At 41.3% G+C, this 16,690-nt stretch carries 15 protein-coding genes; 2 read left to right on the forward strand and 13 right to left on the reverse strand.

Features of this window, described 5'->3' with window-relative positions; translation table 11 throughout:
- Nucleotides 1-305 precede the first annotated feature (305 nt).
- From fdx to trmJ, 8 genes are all read right to left on the reverse strand, one after another.
- Complete coding sequence (gene fdx, locus L1267_RS12825; protein ID WP_135923331.1) at nucleotides 306-644, reverse strand: ISC system 2Fe-2S type ferredoxin; 339 nt, start codon at nucleotides 642-644, stop codon at nucleotides 306-308.
- An 11-nt stretch (nucleotides 645-655) separates the two neighbouring features.
- On the reverse strand, nucleotides 656-2,518 hold the full coding sequence (gene hscA / locus L1267_RS12830; protein WP_235383111.1) for a Fe-S protein assembly chaperone HscA: 1,863 nt from the start codon (nucleotides 2,516-2,518) through the stop codon (nucleotides 656-658).
- Between the two features lie 46 nt (nucleotides 2,519-2,564).
- Nucleotides 2,565-3,092 carry a co-chaperone HscB gene (hscB, locus tag L1267_RS12835; RefSeq protein WP_135923329.1) on the reverse strand — a complete coding sequence of 176 codons (528 nt, stop codon included), beginning with the start codon at nucleotides 3,090-3,092 and terminating at the stop codon, nucleotides 2,565-2,567.
- Nucleotides 3,093-3,169: 77 nt separating this feature from the next.
- A complete protein-coding gene (iscA, locus tag L1267_RS12840; protein ID WP_054552502.1) occupies nucleotides 3,170-3,493 on the reverse strand; it encodes an iron-sulfur cluster assembly protein IscA in 324 nt (107 codons plus the stop codon).
- An 11-nt stretch (nucleotides 3,494-3,504) separates the two neighbouring features.
- Nucleotides 3,505-3,888, reverse strand: coding sequence for a Fe-S cluster assembly scaffold IscU (gene iscU, locus L1267_RS12845; RefSeq protein WP_054552501.1), 384 nt, complete (start codon nucleotides 3,886-3,888; stop codon nucleotides 3,505-3,507).
- Nucleotides 3,889-3,928: 40 nt separating this feature from the next.
- Nucleotides 3,929-5,146 carry an IscS subfamily cysteine desulfurase gene (locus tag L1267_RS12850; protein ID WP_054552500.1) on the reverse strand — a complete coding sequence of 406 codons (1,218 nt, stop codon included), beginning with the start codon at nucleotides 5,144-5,146 and terminating at the stop codon, nucleotides 3,929-3,931.
- Nucleotides 5,147-5,168: 22 nt separating this feature from the next.
- On the reverse strand, nucleotides 5,169-5,660 hold the full coding sequence (gene iscR, locus L1267_RS12855; RefSeq protein WP_063701779.1) for a Fe-S cluster assembly transcriptional regulator IscR: 492 nt from the start codon (nucleotides 5,658-5,660) through the stop codon (nucleotides 5,169-5,171).
- 192 nt (nucleotides 5,661-5,852) lie between these two features.
- Nucleotides 5,853-6,575 carry a tRNA (cytosine(32)/uridine(32)-2'-O)-methyltransferase TrmJ gene (gene trmJ / locus L1267_RS12860; protein WP_135923327.1) on the reverse strand — a complete coding sequence of 241 codons (723 nt, stop codon included), beginning with the start codon at nucleotides 6,573-6,575 and terminating at the stop codon, nucleotides 5,853-5,855.
- A 769-nt stretch (nucleotides 6,576-7,344) separates the two neighbouring features.
- Between trmJ and suhB the strand changes: the two genes are divergently transcribed.
- Nucleotides 7,345-8,148 carry an inositol-1-monophosphatase gene (gene suhB / locus L1267_RS12865; protein WP_235383112.1) on the forward strand — a complete coding sequence of 268 codons (804 nt, stop codon included), beginning with the start codon at nucleotides 7,345-7,347 and terminating at the stop codon, nucleotides 8,146-8,148.
- A gap of 65 nt (nucleotides 8,149-8,213) precedes the next feature.
- Here the strand turns inward: suhB and L1267_RS12870 are convergent, their stop codons facing one another.
- The 5 genes from L1267_RS12870 to L1267_RS12890 all read right to left on the reverse strand — a co-directional run bounded on the left by L1267_RS12870 (nucleotide 8,214) and on the right by L1267_RS12890 (nucleotide 14,465).
- Nucleotides 8,214-9,044, reverse strand: a complete 831-nt coding sequence (locus tag L1267_RS12870) for a substrate-binding periplasmic protein (protein ID WP_235383113.1) — start codon at nucleotides 9,042-9,044, stop codon at nucleotides 8,214-8,216.
- 82 nt (nucleotides 9,045-9,126) lie between these two features.
- Nucleotides 9,127-10,917 (reverse strand): GGDEF domain-containing protein, encoded by a 1,791-nt coding sequence (locus tag L1267_RS12875; RefSeq protein WP_235383114.1) that lies wholly within the window; start codon nucleotides 10,915-10,917, stop codon nucleotides 9,127-9,129.
- 87 nt (nucleotides 10,918-11,004) lie between these two features.
- A complete protein-coding gene (locus tag L1267_RS12880; RefSeq protein ID WP_135923323.1) occupies nucleotides 11,005-11,550 on the reverse strand; it encodes a hypothetical protein in 546 nt (181 codons plus the stop codon).
- 115 nt (nucleotides 11,551-11,665) lie between these two features.
- Entirely contained in the window at nucleotides 11,666-12,622 is a 957-nt protein-coding gene (locus tag L1267_RS12885) for a sugar-binding transcriptional regulator (RefSeq protein WP_135923322.1), read from the reverse strand.
- A 487-nt stretch (nucleotides 12,623-13,109) separates the two neighbouring features.
- Nucleotides 13,110-14,465, reverse strand: coding sequence for a carbohydrate porin (locus L1267_RS12890; RefSeq protein WP_212748188.1), 1,356 nt, complete (start codon nucleotides 14,463-14,465; stop codon nucleotides 13,110-13,112).
- A 499-nt stretch (nucleotides 14,466-14,964) separates the two neighbouring features.
- Between L1267_RS12890 and L1267_RS12895 the strand changes: the two genes are divergently transcribed.
- Nucleotides 14,965-16,689, forward strand: a complete 1,725-nt coding sequence (locus tag L1267_RS12895; RefSeq protein WP_235383115.1) for a purine-cytosine permease family protein — start codon at nucleotides 14,965-14,967, stop codon at nucleotides 16,687-16,689.
- Nucleotide 16,690: the final 1 nt, after the last annotated feature.

Here is a 16,690-nt window from a genome sequence, read left to right on the forward strand (position 1 = left end):
AGCTATCAGCTATCAGCTATCAGCTATCAGCTATCAGCTATCAGCTATCAGCTATCAGCTATCAGCTATCAGCTATCAGCTATCAGCTATCAGCTATCAGCTATCAGCTATCAGCTATCAGCTATCAAAAACATAAAACCTGAGAGATCAATGTAAAGCTATTGCTGCTCAAAAACACAAATAACTGAAACACCCTCTCTATTTGCTAAAAACTGACGGCTGAAAGCTGACAGCTCTAAAAACAAAAAACCGCTGTAGAGACTAAGCAACTACAGCGGTTTTTACGAAATCAAAGCCGTTAAAAATTAATGCTCTTCATTAACGATATTGAGATTATACTTTGGAATTTCAACCACTAAATCTTCATCTTTAATGATTGCTTGGCAACCTAGGCGTGATTCAGGCTCTAGACCCCATGCTTTATCTAGCATGTCGTCTTCTAGTTCATCGCTCTCATCTAAAGAGTCAAAGCCTTCACGGATGATTAAATGGCATGTTGTACACGCACATGACTTTTCACAAGCATGTGGAATGCTAATACCGTTTTTTAGTGCAACATCTAATACTGTTTCACCTGCAGGTGCTTCAATTGCTGCGCCTTCTGGGCATAATTCTGCATGGGGAAGAAAAATAATTTGTGGCATACCTTACCTCGTTAAACTTCGTCTACTGACTGCCCTTGCAGCGCTTTTTTGATTGATGCATCCATTCTGCGAGCAGCAAATTCGCTACTTGCATTGTCTACAGCTTCAATCGCTGCTTTAATTTCTGCAGGTGTTGTTGCAGTTTCGCGTACGGCAACAAGTTTAGCAATTTCTGCTTTTAACGCACCTAATTCTTGTTCATCAAGTAATGCACTGTCGGTTGCCAGTGAAGCTTCAAGCGCTTCTACAACACGTAACGCTTCAACTTGCTGCTCTTTAAGCATCCGCGCTTGCATATCGTCTTTTGCGTTAGTCATTGATTCTTTGAGCATGTTTGCAACTTGATCATCCGATAAGCCAAATGATGGTTTAACCTGGATTTCAGCTTGTACACCGGTTGATTTTTCCATTGCCGATACACTTAATAGGCCATCAGCATCTACTTTAAAGGTTACGCGGATGTGCGCAGCACCTGCTGCCATTGCCGGAATACCTTTTAAGCTGAATTTAGCCAGCGAACGACAATCATCAACCAGCTCACGCTCACCTTGTAATACATGCAGTGACATAGCCGTTTGACCATCTTTAAAAGTGGTGAACTCTTGTGCACGTGCAACAGGGATCGTGGTGTTACGTGGAATGATTTTCTCAACCAAGCCACCCATGGTTTCAAGACCTAGCGATAGTGGTAATACGTCTAATAGCAACATGTCTGAATCTGGCTTATTGCCAACCAGTACGTCTGCTTGTAATGCCGCACCGAGTGCAACTACGCGATCAGGGTCGATAGAAGTCAGTGGCTCTTTATCAAAAAATGCAGCAACTTGAGAGCGTACAATTGGCATACGAGTCGAGCCGCCAACCATTACAACTTGCAGCACTTCTTCGTTTTCGATACCCGCATCTTTAACCGCACGGCGACAAGAACGCAGTGTTTTCTTCACAAGGCCAAGAGCTAACTCATCAAACGTTTCGCGAGTAACTTCAACTTTGTGGCTTTGGCCATCAAACTCTAAGCCTACATTCACAGTTTGGTATTGGCTTAGTGCTTCTTTACACGCTTTTGCTTTATTGATGAATAAACGCAATACCGATGCAGAAAGCTCGCTCACACCTGTTTGCTTTTTGAAGTAATCAACTAATAGCGAGTCAAAATCATCACCGCCAAGGCTTGAGTCACCGCCAGTTGCCATTACTTCGAACACGCCTTGGTGTAAACGTAAAATAGAAATATCGAAGGTACCGCCACCTAAATCGTATACGGCGATAATGCCTTCTTGGCCTGAATCAAGGCCATAAGCAACAGCCGCAGCCGTTGGCTCGTTTAATAAACGTAATACCTTGATACCAGCAAGCTCGGCAGCGTCTTTGGTGCTTTGACGCTGTGCATCATCAAAATAGGCTGGCACAGTAATAACTGCACCCATAATGTCTTGGCCTGCAAAGCTATCTTCTGCACGCAGTTTTAATGCTTTTAAAATTTCACTCGATGCAGTTACAGGACTAATTGCACCTGCAACCGTGCTGATTGCTAACGAGCCATCATGCTCACAGAATTCATACGGTAGTTGACCATAGCTTTTTTCGATTTCGGCCTGAGTTTTACCTAAAAAACGTTTCACCGAAATTAAGGTGTTAGCAGGGTCTTGAGTGGCAGCTGCTGCCGCTCGTTCACCGACCACTATGCTATCAGCTTGGTATTGTACAACTGATGGTAGCATCGCATTACCTGCTAAATCAGTCAGTGTGCGTGCTTCGCCGCTTTGCACTGTTGCAACTAACGAGTTAGTTGTACCAAGGTCAATACCGACTGCTAATTTGTGCTCATGTGGTGCCGCGCTCTGCCCCGGCTCAGCAATTTGCAATAATGCCATAATGCTCTTTTAAACTCTTAAATAGCTGCTTTAAAACAACTAACGATTAATCATCAAATAAACTGTCTTCAATACGCTCTAGTTCATCGCGTAACTTATAAACAAACTTCAATTTACGAATATTGTCAGCGGCAGCTTGCCATTGTTGCTCATCATTACTTGCGAGCTGTTCGGCTAATTCGCTGCTGTATTGCTTATCGAGTTGTTTAATTTGCGCTTCAAACTGGGCAATTGCTGCATCAGGATCTGCGGCATTTTCAAGTTCTTCTAATTCTTCACGCAGTTCCATTTGCTGCATTAAGAATAGCGGGTCTTGCAATGTTTGTTGCTCGGCGCGAATATCAACACCTAACTCGCTTAGCATGTACTCAGCGCGTTTTACCGGGTGTTTTAAGGTTTGTAATGCATCATTGATTTCTGCTGCATTTTGCACAGCAAGTAATTTATCACGGCTGCTAGAGCTTGCGTGGCGATCTGGATGAACTGCGCGTTGTAGCTCAAGGTAGTGTTTATTAATAGTCGCTAAATCAATGTTGTAATCTACTGGAATTGCAAATAACTCAAAGTAACGCATTACATAATCCAACTCGGTAAACAGGAAAGAACAAAGCCCTACATAGGCAGGGCTTCAAGCAAAGAAATTTTTTAAGCTTAAACGGTAAAGCTTTCGCCGCAACCACACTCATCGGCTTGGTTCGGGTTATTAAACTTAAACCCTTCATTCAAACCTTCTTTGGTGTAATCAAGCTCAGTACCATCAATGTAGACTAAGCTTTTGGCATCAACGATCACCTTCACACCACGGCTTTCAAAAATTTCGTCGCCGTCAGCTAACTCATCAACAAATTCAAGAACATAAGCAAGACCTGAACAGCCTGTCGTTTTAATGCCAACGCGTAGGCCAATGCCTTTGCCGCGATTTGCTAAAAATGATTCTACGCGGTTTGCTGCCGCATCTGTCAATGTCACTGCCATGAATTTATCTCTTACTTCGCTTGTTTGCTTTTGTAATCAGCAATTGCTGCTTGAATCGCGTCTTCTGCTAAAATTGAACAGTGAATTTTCACTGGCGGTAACTCAAGCTCAGCACTGATATCAGTATTTTTGATTGTTGCAGCTTCGTCTAATGTTTTGCCTTTTACCCACTCAGTTACAAGTGAAGAAGAAGCGATTGCGCTACCACAACCATATGTTTTGAATTTTGCATCTTCAATTACACCTTCTGGAGATACTTTGATTTGCAATTTCATTACGTCACCACACGCTGGTGCACCCACCATACCTGTTGCAACCGACGGATCATTTTTGTCTAAAGCACCCACGTTACGTGGATTTTCAACATGATCGATTACTTTATCACTATAAGCCATAATACTATCCTCACTACCTGCTAGCGGCGGCGATCACTGATTAGTGATGCGCCCACTCAACTGAATCTAAATCAATACCTTCTTGATGCATTTCCCATAGAGGAGACATCTCACGTAAACGGCCGATCGAGTTTTTGATTAGTTCAACGGTGTAATCAATCTCTTCTTCAGTCGTAAAGCGGCCAATGCTGAAACGAATTGAGCTGTGTGCCAACTCGTCATTACGGCCTAATGCACGTAGTACATAAGAAGGCTCTAAGCTTGCTGAGGTACAGGCTGAACCTGATGAAACAGCAATGTCTTTAACAGCCATTAATAACGACTCACCTTCAACAAAGTTGAAGCTGATATTTACAATACCTGGAACTGAGTGACTTGGTTCACCATTGAAGTAAACTTCGTCCATATCAGCCATGATGCCATCAATCAGACGCTTACGAAGTGCGCTGATGTGTGCATGGTCTTTTTCGAAATCTTCTTTAGCGATTCTAAATGCCGCACCCATACCAACTAATTGGTGAGTAGCTAGTGTGCCTGAACGCATACCACGCTCATGACCACCACCGTGCATTTGCGCTTCTAAACGTGCACGTGGCTTACGACGAACATACAGTGCGCCTACACCTTTCGGACCATATACTTTGTGGCCAGAGAACGACATGAAATCAACTTTTAACTGTTGCACGTCGATAAGTACTTTACCTGCGCTTTGTGCAGCATCTACGTGGAACATAATTTTGCGCTCACGGCACATTTCGCCGATTGTCGCGATATCTTGGATAACACCTAGCTCGTTATTTACGTGCATTACGCTCACAAGTACTGTGTCGTCACGCATTGCAGCTTCAAGCTTTTTAAGGTCAAGTAAACCGTTTTCTTCAACGTCCATATAGGTTACTTCGAAACCTTGACGCTCTAGTTCACGACACGTATCAAGTACTGCTTTGTGCTCTGTTTTAACAGTGATAACGTGCTTGCCTTTCTTTTTATAGAATTGCGCAGCACCTTTAATTGCTAGGTTATTTGATTCTGTAGCACCTGAAGTGAAAACAATTTCACGCGGGTCAGCGTTGATCAGATCAGCGATATCTGTACGTGCTTGATCAACCGCTTCTTCTGCTTGCCAACCAAAACGGTGTGAGCGTGATGCAGGGTTACCAAAATTACCGTCCATAGTCAGGCATTGCATCATTTCTTTTGCCACACGTTCATCAACAGGCGTGGTTGCTGCGTAATCTAAATAAATCGGTAACTTCATTTCTCTCTCCGCTTTCGTCAAGCTACAGTTGACAGCTTACTTGAATGTTTTCCAGTTGCTTAATTGCAGTGTTGATGCTGTTATCTTGGCGTGATGCGACTTCTTTCACATCTGACTTTTCAACCAATTCAGCAAGGGTAATACTATTTAAAAACTCTTCGATACGTGCGCTTAAGTCCGACCATAAAGTGTGAGTCAAACAACGCATGCCGCTTTGGCAGCCACCCGTTGCGTTGTGGCAACGTGTTGCATCAACAGACTCATCAACGGCATTAATCACATCGCCGACAGATATTTCGTTTGCTTCTCTACCTAATAAATATCCGCCACCTGGGCCACGCACAGAGGTCACAAGGCCATTTTTACGTAAACGGGCAAATAATTGTTCAAGGTAAGATAACGAAATCTCTTGGCGTTCAGAAATATCGGCAAGAGGCACTGCACCCACATTTGTATGTAGTGCAACATCCAACATGGCGGTTACTGCGTATCTGCCTTTTGATGTTAACTTCATGGAGCCCCCGATGTTACTGCACGCTAAGGTGTGCAAATTTTAATTACCAGACCAAAATAGTCAAGTATTATCACTTGATAAAAATTGATACTTGCCATTGATAAAACCGAATACTTGACAAAAATAGTCAAGTACTAGGTATATTGTAATTACCTGAGTAATTTAGTCAAGTATTATACTTATAACCTGTGATTATTTTATAGACTTATTAATAGAGGTAAGAATACCGCGTAAGATGTTCATCTCAGCTTCTTCTGGACGCGCGCGGTTAAATAAACGACGTAATTTAGTCATTACCATGCCAGGGTGTTGTTTGATAATAAACCCCGTGTCGTTTAGCGTTTGCTCTAAGTGCTCGTAGAACAGCTCAGTTTGCTTCGCATTTGGATAGGTTGCTTCGTCTTCTTCTTGTACTTTTGGCTGTTTATTTAAATAAGCCATACGTGTTTCATAACACAGTGTTTGCACCGCCATCGCTAGATTTAGCGAGCTATATTCAGGGTTGGCAGGAATACATACGTGGTAATTACATTGTTGTAGTTCTTCGTTCGTTAAACCACTATTTTCACGACCAAATACCAGTGCAACAGGACCGTGCTCAGCTTCAGCTACTAATTTTTCACCACATTCACGCGGCTCAACCATAGGCCAAGATAATGTACGTGAGCGTGCACTGGTACCAATTGTTAAACTACAATCGGCAATTGCATCTGCCAGCGTATCTACAACCACTGTTTTACCTAAAACATCAGTTGCACCAGCTGCAAGCGCACTGGCATGACTATCAATTTCACAAGCAGGATCAACAAGATATAAATTTGATAAGCCCATCGTTTTCATAGCACGTGCCGCTGAGCCAATATTACCAGAATGTGATGTGTTAACTAATACGATACGAATATCATCAAGTGTCATTGCGTTGTTACTTACTGAAAGTCAAAAATTGCGGGGATTATAACATGGCTGCAACCGCTAGGCGATATGCTTTGAACGGTAAGCGGTAAGGCGCGATTTTACATCGCGCAATAATCCTATGACTCACAAAGAGGGTAAGAGACGCTACGCTTTAGAGGAAGAAAAAAATCTGTGGTTTCCTCTTTATCTTCTCGTTCACTTCTCTTTGTGCATATTTTACAAAAACATATTTGAACCACTGAGAACACAGAGGCGCTTCGCGCTACACAGAGAAATCCAAATGTTCACAAAGAGTGATAAGAGACGCTGCGCTTTAGAGAAACAAAAAGCATGATTATCGCTTCCTCATTTTCTTCTCATTCACTTCTCTTTGTGCAAAACATATTTGAACCACAGAGAGCACAGAGGCGCTTCGCGCTCCACAGAGAAAACCAAATGTTCACAAAGAGGATAAGAGACGTTGCGCTTTAGAGGAAGAAAAAAACCTGTGGTTTCCTCTTTGTCTTCTCGTTCACTTCTCTTTGCGCAAATATATTTGGCATTAAAGCACTTCCTACGAGGTAGGCCTTAGGCAAAATGCTCAACCCGCAACACCATTCGACATCAAACTAATAGCTTACCGCTTGTAGTCCAATAGGATCCCCTTGCATTTCAACCCTGTACAAAAAACAACCTGATTTATTCGAGTTTATTGTTTACTTTACGCTAGAAATCGCTAGAATACGCCGGCTTAAATATATTCGTTCTTTTACAACCCAAAGGTAATGCTATGCATCCAATGTTAAACATTGCGGTTCGCGCTGCGCGTAACGCAGGCAAAATTTTACTTCGCGCAAGTGAAGATTTATCAAAAGTTGATGTACAACAAAAAGGCACTAACGACTTAGTGACTAACATCGACAAAGAAGCTGAAGCCGCAATTCGTGACACTATTTTAAAATCTTACCCTGATCATTGTATCGTTGGTGAAGAGCTTGGTGAGCACAAAGGTAAAGATGCAGATTACCAATGGATTGTTGACCCACTTGATGGCACAACTAACTTCATCAAGGGTATCCCTCATTTCGCAGTATCTATTGCACTTAAAGTTAAAGGTCGTTTAGACCAAGCTGTTATCTATGATCCAATTCGCGGTGAATTATTCACAGCATCGCGTGGTCAAGGCGCACAGCTTAACAACAAACGTTTACGCGTAACTAAAACTAACGAGTTAGCAGGTTCTGTACTTGCAACTGGTTTCCCATTCAAACAAAAGCACCACTTAGACGCATACTCTGAAGCGTTTAAAGCGCTTTTCGTACACACTGCTGATATCCGCCGTGCAGGTTCTGCGGCATTAGATATGGCTTATGTTGCAGCAGGTCGTGTTGATGGTTTCTTTGAAATTGGCCTTAAGCCATGGGACACAGCAGCAGGCGAGCTTTTAGTTAAAGAAGCGGGCGGTATGGTTGTTGATTTCGCAGGTGGTATTAACTACAACCAAAGCGGCAACATCATTTGTGGTGCACCTAAGTTAACGCAAGCGATCATTCGTGAAATTCGCCCAGTGTTAACTGAGTCACTACTCCGCTAATAGCGGTTGTAATTATACCAAGCCGCAATATTACTTAATTAAGCGAATTGGTATCTAAAAAGGAGCTAAGGCTCCTTTTTTTGTGGCTGAAAATAATCGTTATCGAGTTTTATTTCTATGGCTTCACTTTCTTTAAACGGCAATTTAGCTAAGTCTTCAGCGAAGTAGCTAGCAAATAACTGTTCAAACTCGCCCGTGCTTTTCATCGTTGTCAGTCCTTTCATTAACACTTCAGCTAGTTCAGGCCTGTGATTACTAACAAAAAAGTAAAATGCTGTTGGATAACTGATATATAAGTTTGGCACTATAACCAGCTCATTACTTTTCACTTGCTCTAGTTCAGAGATCACTTCAATGAACGAACGCGGAAAATAATCAACTCGTCCTCTGATCACTAAACTAAACATCGCTTGATAATTTGCCAGCGGCCTGACTGTTAGGCCATTTTGCGCAAGAATTTTTGTATCCGGCCAATCATGCCCTTGAATTGCCGTTAAAGGCGCTAAGTCTTGTTTCGTTTTTACTGATTCGAAAAGTGGTAGAAATGCACGTTTCGTTAGTAGAGCTCGCTTACCAATATAACCCTTGAACAAAGGCACAGGTACTGCAATGGCAAGGTGTTCTCGCTCAGGGCTTGTCATGCTCCAAAATATATCTGCTTGCTTTGCATCAAGCATCAGTAAGGTACGTTGTTGATGAGGGTGTACTAATACCTCATTAATTTCTGCTTGGTAATTACCAGCACGTAAAGCCGCTGCCAGTAATTCATGAAGATAATAATCACGCTTGTAGAGCGGGCGCTGTTCAATCGCTAAATTCACCACATTTTTTGCTTCTGTGGTAAGGCTGTATCCTAGGCTAAGCAATACTAAAATTGCGCTACATAGTCGCTTCATTGTTATTTTTTGATAGTGTTTTTTTTAAGCTACACCTACTCAAATGTAGACACAAGCAAAACTTACTAAACTTAAATTTTCTTCATAGTCCGACAGATGCACTGTCATCTTTCGCACAACTAAGGCGCACAACAGCAGGTGCTGGTCGCCTTCTTTGGCAAACAAATAAATGGCTACTTTGATAACGCTTAGCCTCTTTTTTTGCATCTGTCGCCAGCGCAGCTACCTGATGACTATTAATACACAGCTCTAAATCTGGCTTAACTAACCCTATCGATAGTGTAAGTAAAGGCACAAACTGCTTTTTACCTTCTCGATTACTTGCCCAATAACCCCCTTGCTCAATATGCTCAGGCGTAAAAAATGCGCGAGATTGATGCTCAAATTTATTAATGATGTCATGGCACACTTGCTCTGCATCATTTTTATCAAACACGACCATAAAATCATCCCCGCCAATGTGCCCCACAAAGCCTTTACTCGTGCTGCACGCCTCGACAATAACCTCAGCTAGCAGCTTTATTACGCTATCACCACTGGCGTATCCGTACAGATCATTGAATTGTTTAAAGTGGTTTAAATCAACATAGGCTAGCGAGAACGGATAATTATTGCGAAGCCTTAGCTCAATTGCTTCGTTAATCGCGACATTACCCGGCAGCATTGTAAGCGGGTTGGCATGTTGTGCATGGCGGATTTTTTCTTCAGTAATGTGCTTTAAAATATTACGTAGGGGTGCCAATCCTAAGTATTCACCACTTCGGGTGATCACAATGTGACGTCGAATATCAAACTCAAATTCGGTAATTTGCTGACTCACCGTATCGAGTAACTCGTTTTCGTCTACCACTAACGGCTGTTTATCCATTAAAGAAGTAACGGGTTGCTTATCATAAAGCGCATGCCCATACGGGGCAGCAAATACTTCGGTAAGTTGATCTCGGTGTAATAAACCAACAGGAATATTATGCTCTAGTACCGCAAGGCTCGTTAAGGTTTTATCTTGCTCAAAAATTTTATGAGCATCTTTACAGCGGGTTGTTGATTCAATACTTGCATGTTCAACTGCTAACCAGCCAATCGCCATAGACTGTTCAAAATTACTTTCAGTATCTGATGATTCTAAATGCTTTAGGCAGTGAATATTAATTTCGTAACTAGGCTGTAAACTTGGCCTTTCTAACAAAAAGCCTTGTGCATGCTGTACCCCTAAACTTTCGAGTAAGCGAAGCTCCTCTACACGCTCAATGCCTTCTGCTATTACTTGCGTATTGGTTGCTTTAGCAAGCTCAATAATAGACTTTAAAAACTCTTTTTTAACCACACTCTGGTCGCAATGATCAATAAAGTAGCGGTCTATTTTTACAAATTCAGGACATAACTCAGACCATTGTTTTAAGCCCGAATAGCCGGCGCCTAAATCATCAATTGCAATCGAAAAACCTAGCTCACGATAATGTGCAATAGTCTTTAACAATAAAAAGCCATCATCGACTTTTTCTTGCTCTGTAACCTCGATAACCACACGATTAGCAGCTAAACCGAAGTGCTCAACAAGGTGCAAAGTTTCACCTTTTGGATGACACGGATCGAGTAAAGTTTTAGGGCTTACATTTAAGAATAACTTACCTTGTAGGTTAAGCTTAACAAAGTTCTCAATCGCTTTACTGCGGCAAAGTAACTCTAACTCAGAGATTTTATGACAAGCAATGGCTTCGCTGAACAATGCACAGGGCATTTCTAACTCAGAATCTCTAGGCCCACGACTTAACGCCTCATAGCCCAAAATATGTTGATTAGAAATATCAAAGATAGGTTGAAACAAGGTTTCAATTGCACTGTTATCTAAGATCTGCTGTAGTTGTGCGCTCACCTTACACCTAGCATCAGTAATACAAATAGGCGACTAAATTAGCAACCTTGTATGACAATTTTATGGCAAGGCTATGACTAGCAATGACTACTCAGCAGCAATCATTTCTATCTGCTTGATGCGTGCAAAACTATCAATCATTTTTAACTTTGCGTGTTGGTAATCACTTTGTGCTAAATCTGCTTGTTGAGTTAGTGTATAGACCGCAAGTGGATTAAGTAATAGCTTTTGTGCGTGGTAGCAACTCGGCGCTGAGAATTCAGGTAATTTGGGGAGCTCTTCTTGAGACCCGCCATTTTCTATCTCTATATGTTGCTGTTTAATCATGGCTATTTGCGCCATAACGTTTAGACTTTCTTCGCATTCAGGCAGTTGCTCTTTAAGATTTACAAACAACTGCTTTGATGAGCCGATTAAAGTTGTTACTGAGTCACTTATCTGCGTTGGCGTAGATTGGCTTTGTAATAAACTGACTACATGCCAAGCCAGGTTTTGATACATATCTAATTGCTGTCGCACATCACCACTTGTATTGCTGCTTTCAGGCTGCTGGGGTGATGGCTCTTCTGAACATGCAACAAGCAAACAAAGTGAACACGCGCTCAGCATTAGCTTTTTAATAAGTTTTCTCATAAATAACAGTATATTACCGCCTCGTCATTTAATTTATCTTTGCAAGTGAGTGAATGAGATGCCTTCAAGTAAAAGCAACGCAAACTAACTAAGCAAGGCCTCTCGCTAATAGCATTTATAAATGCAATAACGCTTCAGCAGTAGACTCATTTGTAATGAGGGAATTGATCATACCAGACTCTATTGCCCCGGCAATGGCTGGAACCTTGTTCTGCCCTGCAGCAATTCCTATTACATGTTTGTCTCGACGAGTAGACAAAGCAACGCTCGTTACACGCTGGTTTATGTCAGATTGAACGAGTTTACCATTACTATCAAATATCCAACTTATTACTTCACCTGTGGCACCCATAGCCTCAAGTGCCGCAAGCTCATGTTGTGTAATAAACCCATCTAAATGTAAAGGGGAGTTTATCCCCAAGTCACCAACCCCGACAAAATACACATCTGCTTGTAGGGCGAGCTCATGAACATTTTTTACATGCGTCAGCTGTTGCCATTGAGCTTTATCTGCTTGCGTACTAGCAATAACAGGAACAGGCATAGGAAAATGTCTTGCCCCTAAACGCTCTGCAACATGAATAGCAACATCATAACGACTAGCAGAACCATCCTGCGCTATGTTTCCAACCAACGAGACAATACGGTGCTGAGGGCACTGCATATTGGTAAGTTCATTAGTGCAAGCACGTAAGGCTCGTCCGGTCCCAAAAGCAATCGTCTTAGCTTGTCGGCTTTTTGCGTACCGTTCAATTTCAGCTGCACCGGCTTGTGAAAGACCCACTACAGAATCAGCATCACCCGGCACACTCGGAACCACCTCACACTTGAGTAAGCCGAAGCGTTGTTGAAGTAAATCAGCCAGTTCCATGCAACGTTTAATTGGGTGTTCGAGTCGGACTTTTATTAACCCTTTTGATACGGCCATTGCCACTAATCTTTGCGCAGATTGTCGAGATGTATTGAGCTGTTTAGCGATCTCGTCTTGTGTTTTTCCTGCAACATAATAAAGCCAACCAGCTCTGGCTGCTTCCTCTAATTTTTGGTTTTCAGTAATAGGGGGCAAAGCCATTATTTATACCTGTTTTGGCCATTAATGAAAAAATTAACAGTAAAATGATTCACTGCACCAATCTATTCGTTTTTGCTATTTTTGCAGATTAACATACAGAATCAGGCTTATTGGTATCAAACCCAACTATGCGCCAGCTATTATTGAGTTCTGGCTACTGATTTAAAAGATACCATAAATTTTAATAACATAGCCTGTTTTAAACTTAATAGTATTACTACTCTAAAACAAAATTCAGGGTTCAAGGAAGTATTAAACATGATTTCTACCCTATTTTTACAGAGTAACCACCAAGCAACGATTAAATAAAGCCTTACTGAACAACAAACACAGTGCGAGTAAAACTTAAAAAACAGCACGTTCACTTATGAATCGTGCTGTTTCTTATTGGTTTTGCAAAAAACTAGCGGGATATTTCTTAACTATTTTTTACAGCCATCTATTGGTTTTTACAGCCATCTATTGGCACACAATATAAAACTAGAGATTAGAAGTTAAAACTCAGCTGTAAACCCGCAATGATGGCATTCTCTTCATCGCGATCACCATTTGGATGAATAATGAATTGAACACTTGGCATCAACTCAATCGCAGGCGTAATTGCATAATTGTAGTTAAGCTCAATAGGGTATTCATGACTACGCACATTAAAATCACTATTTATATGATTTACATTATATTTATGCTGTGCATCAGTTAACTCTTTACTGACGCTGTTTCGCCCAATAGCTAATCCAATACGGTCATTAGGACGACTAGCATATGGCGCTGTAATAAACCCTCCTATCGCGATCACTTCACCCACTGCGCTAATACTACTATCTGCATGAATCATACTCGCAAATACCCGTAATCCACCACCTGATGGATTGCGTGTTATTTGCTGTTCAAGGTTAAAATAAAATGCGTTATCCGTATCTTCAATCGCAACAGCATCAATAGTCGAACCGCCCGGAAAGCCAGCTTCATTTACAAGCTTGGCTTTATCTAGGCTGCTACGAACGACACCAACTCGGTAATCCCCTTGCAAGCCATGCCCATAGTTCACTTTATATTCTAACTCTCCCACCACGGTGGTACCGTCAATACCACCTGATGTATGCAGCTTCAACCCTTGGTTCAACGACATTACTTGTGGGTTTGCATCGTAGCTACCTATTTTAAATAATAAGTTATCCGATAACTTATACGTTAATTGCGCCCCTAAAGTACTCAATGGATCACCATACCAACTACTACTCAAATAATTAGATGAACCACCACTGCAAAATGTTAAATGCTGAAAAGCGCAGCTCATAGCAAAAAAATCAGCGCTTGGATAAATTCGACCAACTTTAATACTGAGCTGATCATCGAACAGCTGTTGAGTTAATGAAAATTGTGTGAGACGAGTTACATTTCCTCGACCATAAATTTGCTGTGATTGAAGTAATGATGGAATACCTGCCTTGTTGTTTATTAGCTCACCATTTCGATTTGTAATTTCTACTTTAAACTCAGCCCCAGACCAACCAAAAAGCTTTTCAAGATCAATATATCCACCAACAAAAAATTGGTCAGCATAAGCCACCTCATTATCAAGACCGCCTTTCAAATTATGAGCAACCTGATTGAAATAGCCTAAACGAAAATCCATACCTCGCTGCGACAATTCAGATCGTGCCCCGCTCCAGTCACCTGTTATATATTTTTGTGCATCAAACGTTTCAGCCCCATGACTTGTAAAAGAACTTAAAACCAAAATCGCTGACATTGAAGGAATTAAACATCGCTTTTTCACTAAACAACGAAAAAACAACATTTTTGATTTCTGTGTTACTGCAATCGATTGATTGTTATCCATGTATGTGTTCTCCATTTTAATTACGCTCGAGTGCTCTAAACTCATCGCCAAATTGTTACTACCACCTTTCAATTTGAGCAAACAAACACTGATTGAGTATATTCCCAACACATATAATATTTGTCAATAAAAACAGCAAGAGCTTGCCAAACATCGAAATGACAAATAACAGTATGAAATCACTAAAAAACAACATTAAGTCAGTTAAATATCACTAGAGTTATGATGAATGATGAACCTCCCTCTTTATCCACTCATTAACTTATTATTGACAAAACAATACACCGGTAGGATTATGCCCAAAGGCAACAACAATGCCCAAACAAATTATTTACCATGGAGTAGGTAATTTATTACAGTTGAATTAGACGCGTTGATCCATAACACACACCTTGTTTGAGTCGAGGTTTTCATATTTTTAGGAAGTTTTAATAAAAAAGAATCCCTTTAAAGAACATTAAAGAGCAGCACGTCATATGACTAACAGGGACAAGTACTTATGAAAAGTAATCAGGTCGATTTAAAAGGATTAGAAGAGGAACAATTACCGATTGCACAACACAAACTCAAAGGATGGAAGCACTTTTTAGGTCTATATGCAGGTGAACACGTAGCTGCAACGGAGTTTGTATTTGGTGCAACATTTGTCGCACTTGGCGCAACCATGACAGATATCCTCCTTGGATTACTGATCGGTAATATTCTTGCTGTATTGAGTTGGACGCTCATAACAACCCCCATAGCTGTAGAAACACGTTTAAGTTTATATACCTACCTACAAAAAATTGCTGGTGACTCGATGACCCGGCTATACAACTGGGCGAATGTAATTATATTTACTGTTATTTCTGCAGCCATGATTACAGTTTCTGCGACCGCAGTCCGCTTTGCTTTAAATATTCCGGCTCAACTTAACTGGTATCCAACTAACTCTTTATTTGTCATGGTTGTACTGGCTGTAGGGATCATTGTTGTACTTGTTGCCATGTATGGTTTTAACGCCGTATCACGCTTTTCAGGTATTTGCGCTCCTTGGTTATTCGTGATGTTTATAAGTGGTCCATTAGTGCTTATGCCAGAGCTTGCAAATGCTGTTATTGGCCAAACAGTCGTCTCTAGCTGGGGAGACTTTATGCATATTGGCAGCATCTCTGTTTGGACGGGTCTTGATGCCAATGGTGAACCCGGAATTGGTTTACTCGAAGTTATAGGCTTTTCTTGGGCTGCAAATACAATTACCCATTTTGGCTTAATAGACATGGCTCTTCTGCGCTATGCAAAGAAAAAAAGTTATGGGCTATGTACCTCTGCAGGCATGTTATTTGGGCACTATATAGCTTGGATCTCTGCAGGTATTATGGGCGCGGGAACTGCAGTTCTAGTGAAAAAGTCTATTGTTGAATTGGATCCCGGCGATGTTGCTTTTCACGCACTAGGCTTATCTGGGTTAGTGATCGTTATTGTCGCAGGATGGACAACTGCAAATGCCAACCTGTATCGTGCAGGCCTTGCTGCTCAAGCTATTTTTAGTAATCAATCTCGAACTAGAACCACATTTTTAGTAGGTATAGTTACAGTCATCATTGCATGTTTTCCGTTTGTATTTACCAAACTATTGCCATTATTAACCTATGCAGGTCTCTTAGTTGTACCTGTGGGCGCTATTGTATTTGCTGAGCACTTCTTATTTCCAAAACTTGGGTTAACTCGCTATTGGGTAACATACAAACAGCTTCAGCACAGCTCTGCGGCTGTTTTATCATGGGCTCTGGGACTCGTCTTTGGCTTTACGTTGAATGCGATAGACATTATGCCTTTTTACTACTTATTCATCCCAACATGGATATTTAGCATCATCGTTTATATCCAGTTAGCTAAAAGATACGGAGCTGCTGATTCATACCCAGAACAAGAAGCTGAACTTGCTGCGTTTGATACACGTGTAAAAGAATTTCATGCAGAGCAAGCAGCTAAAGAGCCTCATTTCGCCATTGATCAGCGTGGATTTACCAAACTATTGTCAACACTTGCGTGGTTAAGCTTAGGTGTAACGATAGCACTGGCTACTAAAACCATGTTCTATTCACCTGATATCAGTTCATACGAGGCTAACCGAACATTATTCTTTAACATTGGATTTGCCTGCACAATTATCTATTTTGCTACAGCTTACTGGGCGATGCATCGTAGAAACCATTTTCAGCCAGCAAGTTTAAGGAGCTAAG

It is taken from the genome of Pseudoalteromonas sp. OFAV1, assembly GCF_021532595.1.
GTDB classification, from domain to species: domain Bacteria; phylum Pseudomonadota; class Gammaproteobacteria; order Enterobacterales; family Alteromonadaceae; genus Pseudoalteromonas; species Pseudoalteromonas lipolytica_C.

What these genes read in the sequence shown, in the direction of transcription:
- fdx (WP_135923331.1), bottom strand. Translation starts at nt 644, where the DNA reads ATGCCACAAATTATTTTTCTTCCCCATGCAGAATTATGCCCAGAAGGC.
- hscA (WP_235383111.1), bottom strand. Translation starts at nt 2,518, where the DNA reads ATGGCATTATTGCAAATTGCTGAGCCGGGGCAGAGCGCGGCACCACAT.
- hscB (WP_135923329.1), bottom strand. Translation starts at nt 3,092, where the DNA reads ATGCGTTACTTTGAGTTATTTGCAATTCCAGTAGATTACAACATTGAT.
- iscA (WP_054552502.1), bottom strand. Translation starts at nt 3,493, where the DNA reads ATGGCAGTGACATTGACAGATGCGGCAGCAAACCGCGTAGAATCATTT.
- iscU (WP_054552501.1), bottom strand. Translation starts at nt 3,888, where the DNA reads ATGGCTTATAGTGATAAAGTAATCGATCATGTTGAAAATCCACGTAAC.
- L1267_RS12850 (WP_054552500.1), bottom strand. Translation starts at nt 5,146, where the DNA reads ATGAAGTTACCGATTTATTTAGATTACGCAGCAACCACGCCTGTTGAT.
- iscR (WP_063701779.1), bottom strand. Translation starts at nt 5,660, where the DNA reads ATGAAGTTAACATCAAAAGGCAGATACGCAGTAACCGCCATGTTGGAT.
- trmJ (WP_135923327.1), bottom strand. Translation starts at nt 6,575, where the DNA reads ATGACACTTGATGATATTCGTATCGTATTAGTTAACACATCACATTCT.
- suhB (WP_235383112.1), top strand. Translation starts at nt 7,345, where the DNA reads ATGCATCCAATGTTAAACATTGCGGTTCGCGCTGCGCGTAACGCAGGC.
- L1267_RS12870 (WP_235383113.1), bottom strand. Translation starts at nt 9,044, where the DNA reads ATGAAGCGACTATGTAGCGCAATTTTAGTATTGCTTAGCCTAGGATAC.
- L1267_RS12880 (WP_135923323.1), bottom strand. Translation starts at nt 11,550, where the DNA reads ATGAGAAAACTTATTAAAAAGCTAATGCTGAGCGCGTGTTCACTTTGT.
- L1267_RS12885 (WP_135923322.1), bottom strand. Translation starts at nt 12,622, where the DNA reads ATGGCTTTGCCCCCTATTACTGAAAACCAAAAATTAGAGGAAGCAGCC.
- L1267_RS12890 (WP_212748188.1), bottom strand. Translation starts at nt 14,465, where the DNA reads ATGGATAACAATCAATCGATTGCAGTAACACAGAAATCAAAAATGTTG.
- L1267_RS12895 (WP_235383115.1), top strand. Translation starts at nt 14,965, where the DNA reads ATGAAAAGTAATCAGGTCGATTTAAAAGGATTAGAAGAGGAACAATTA.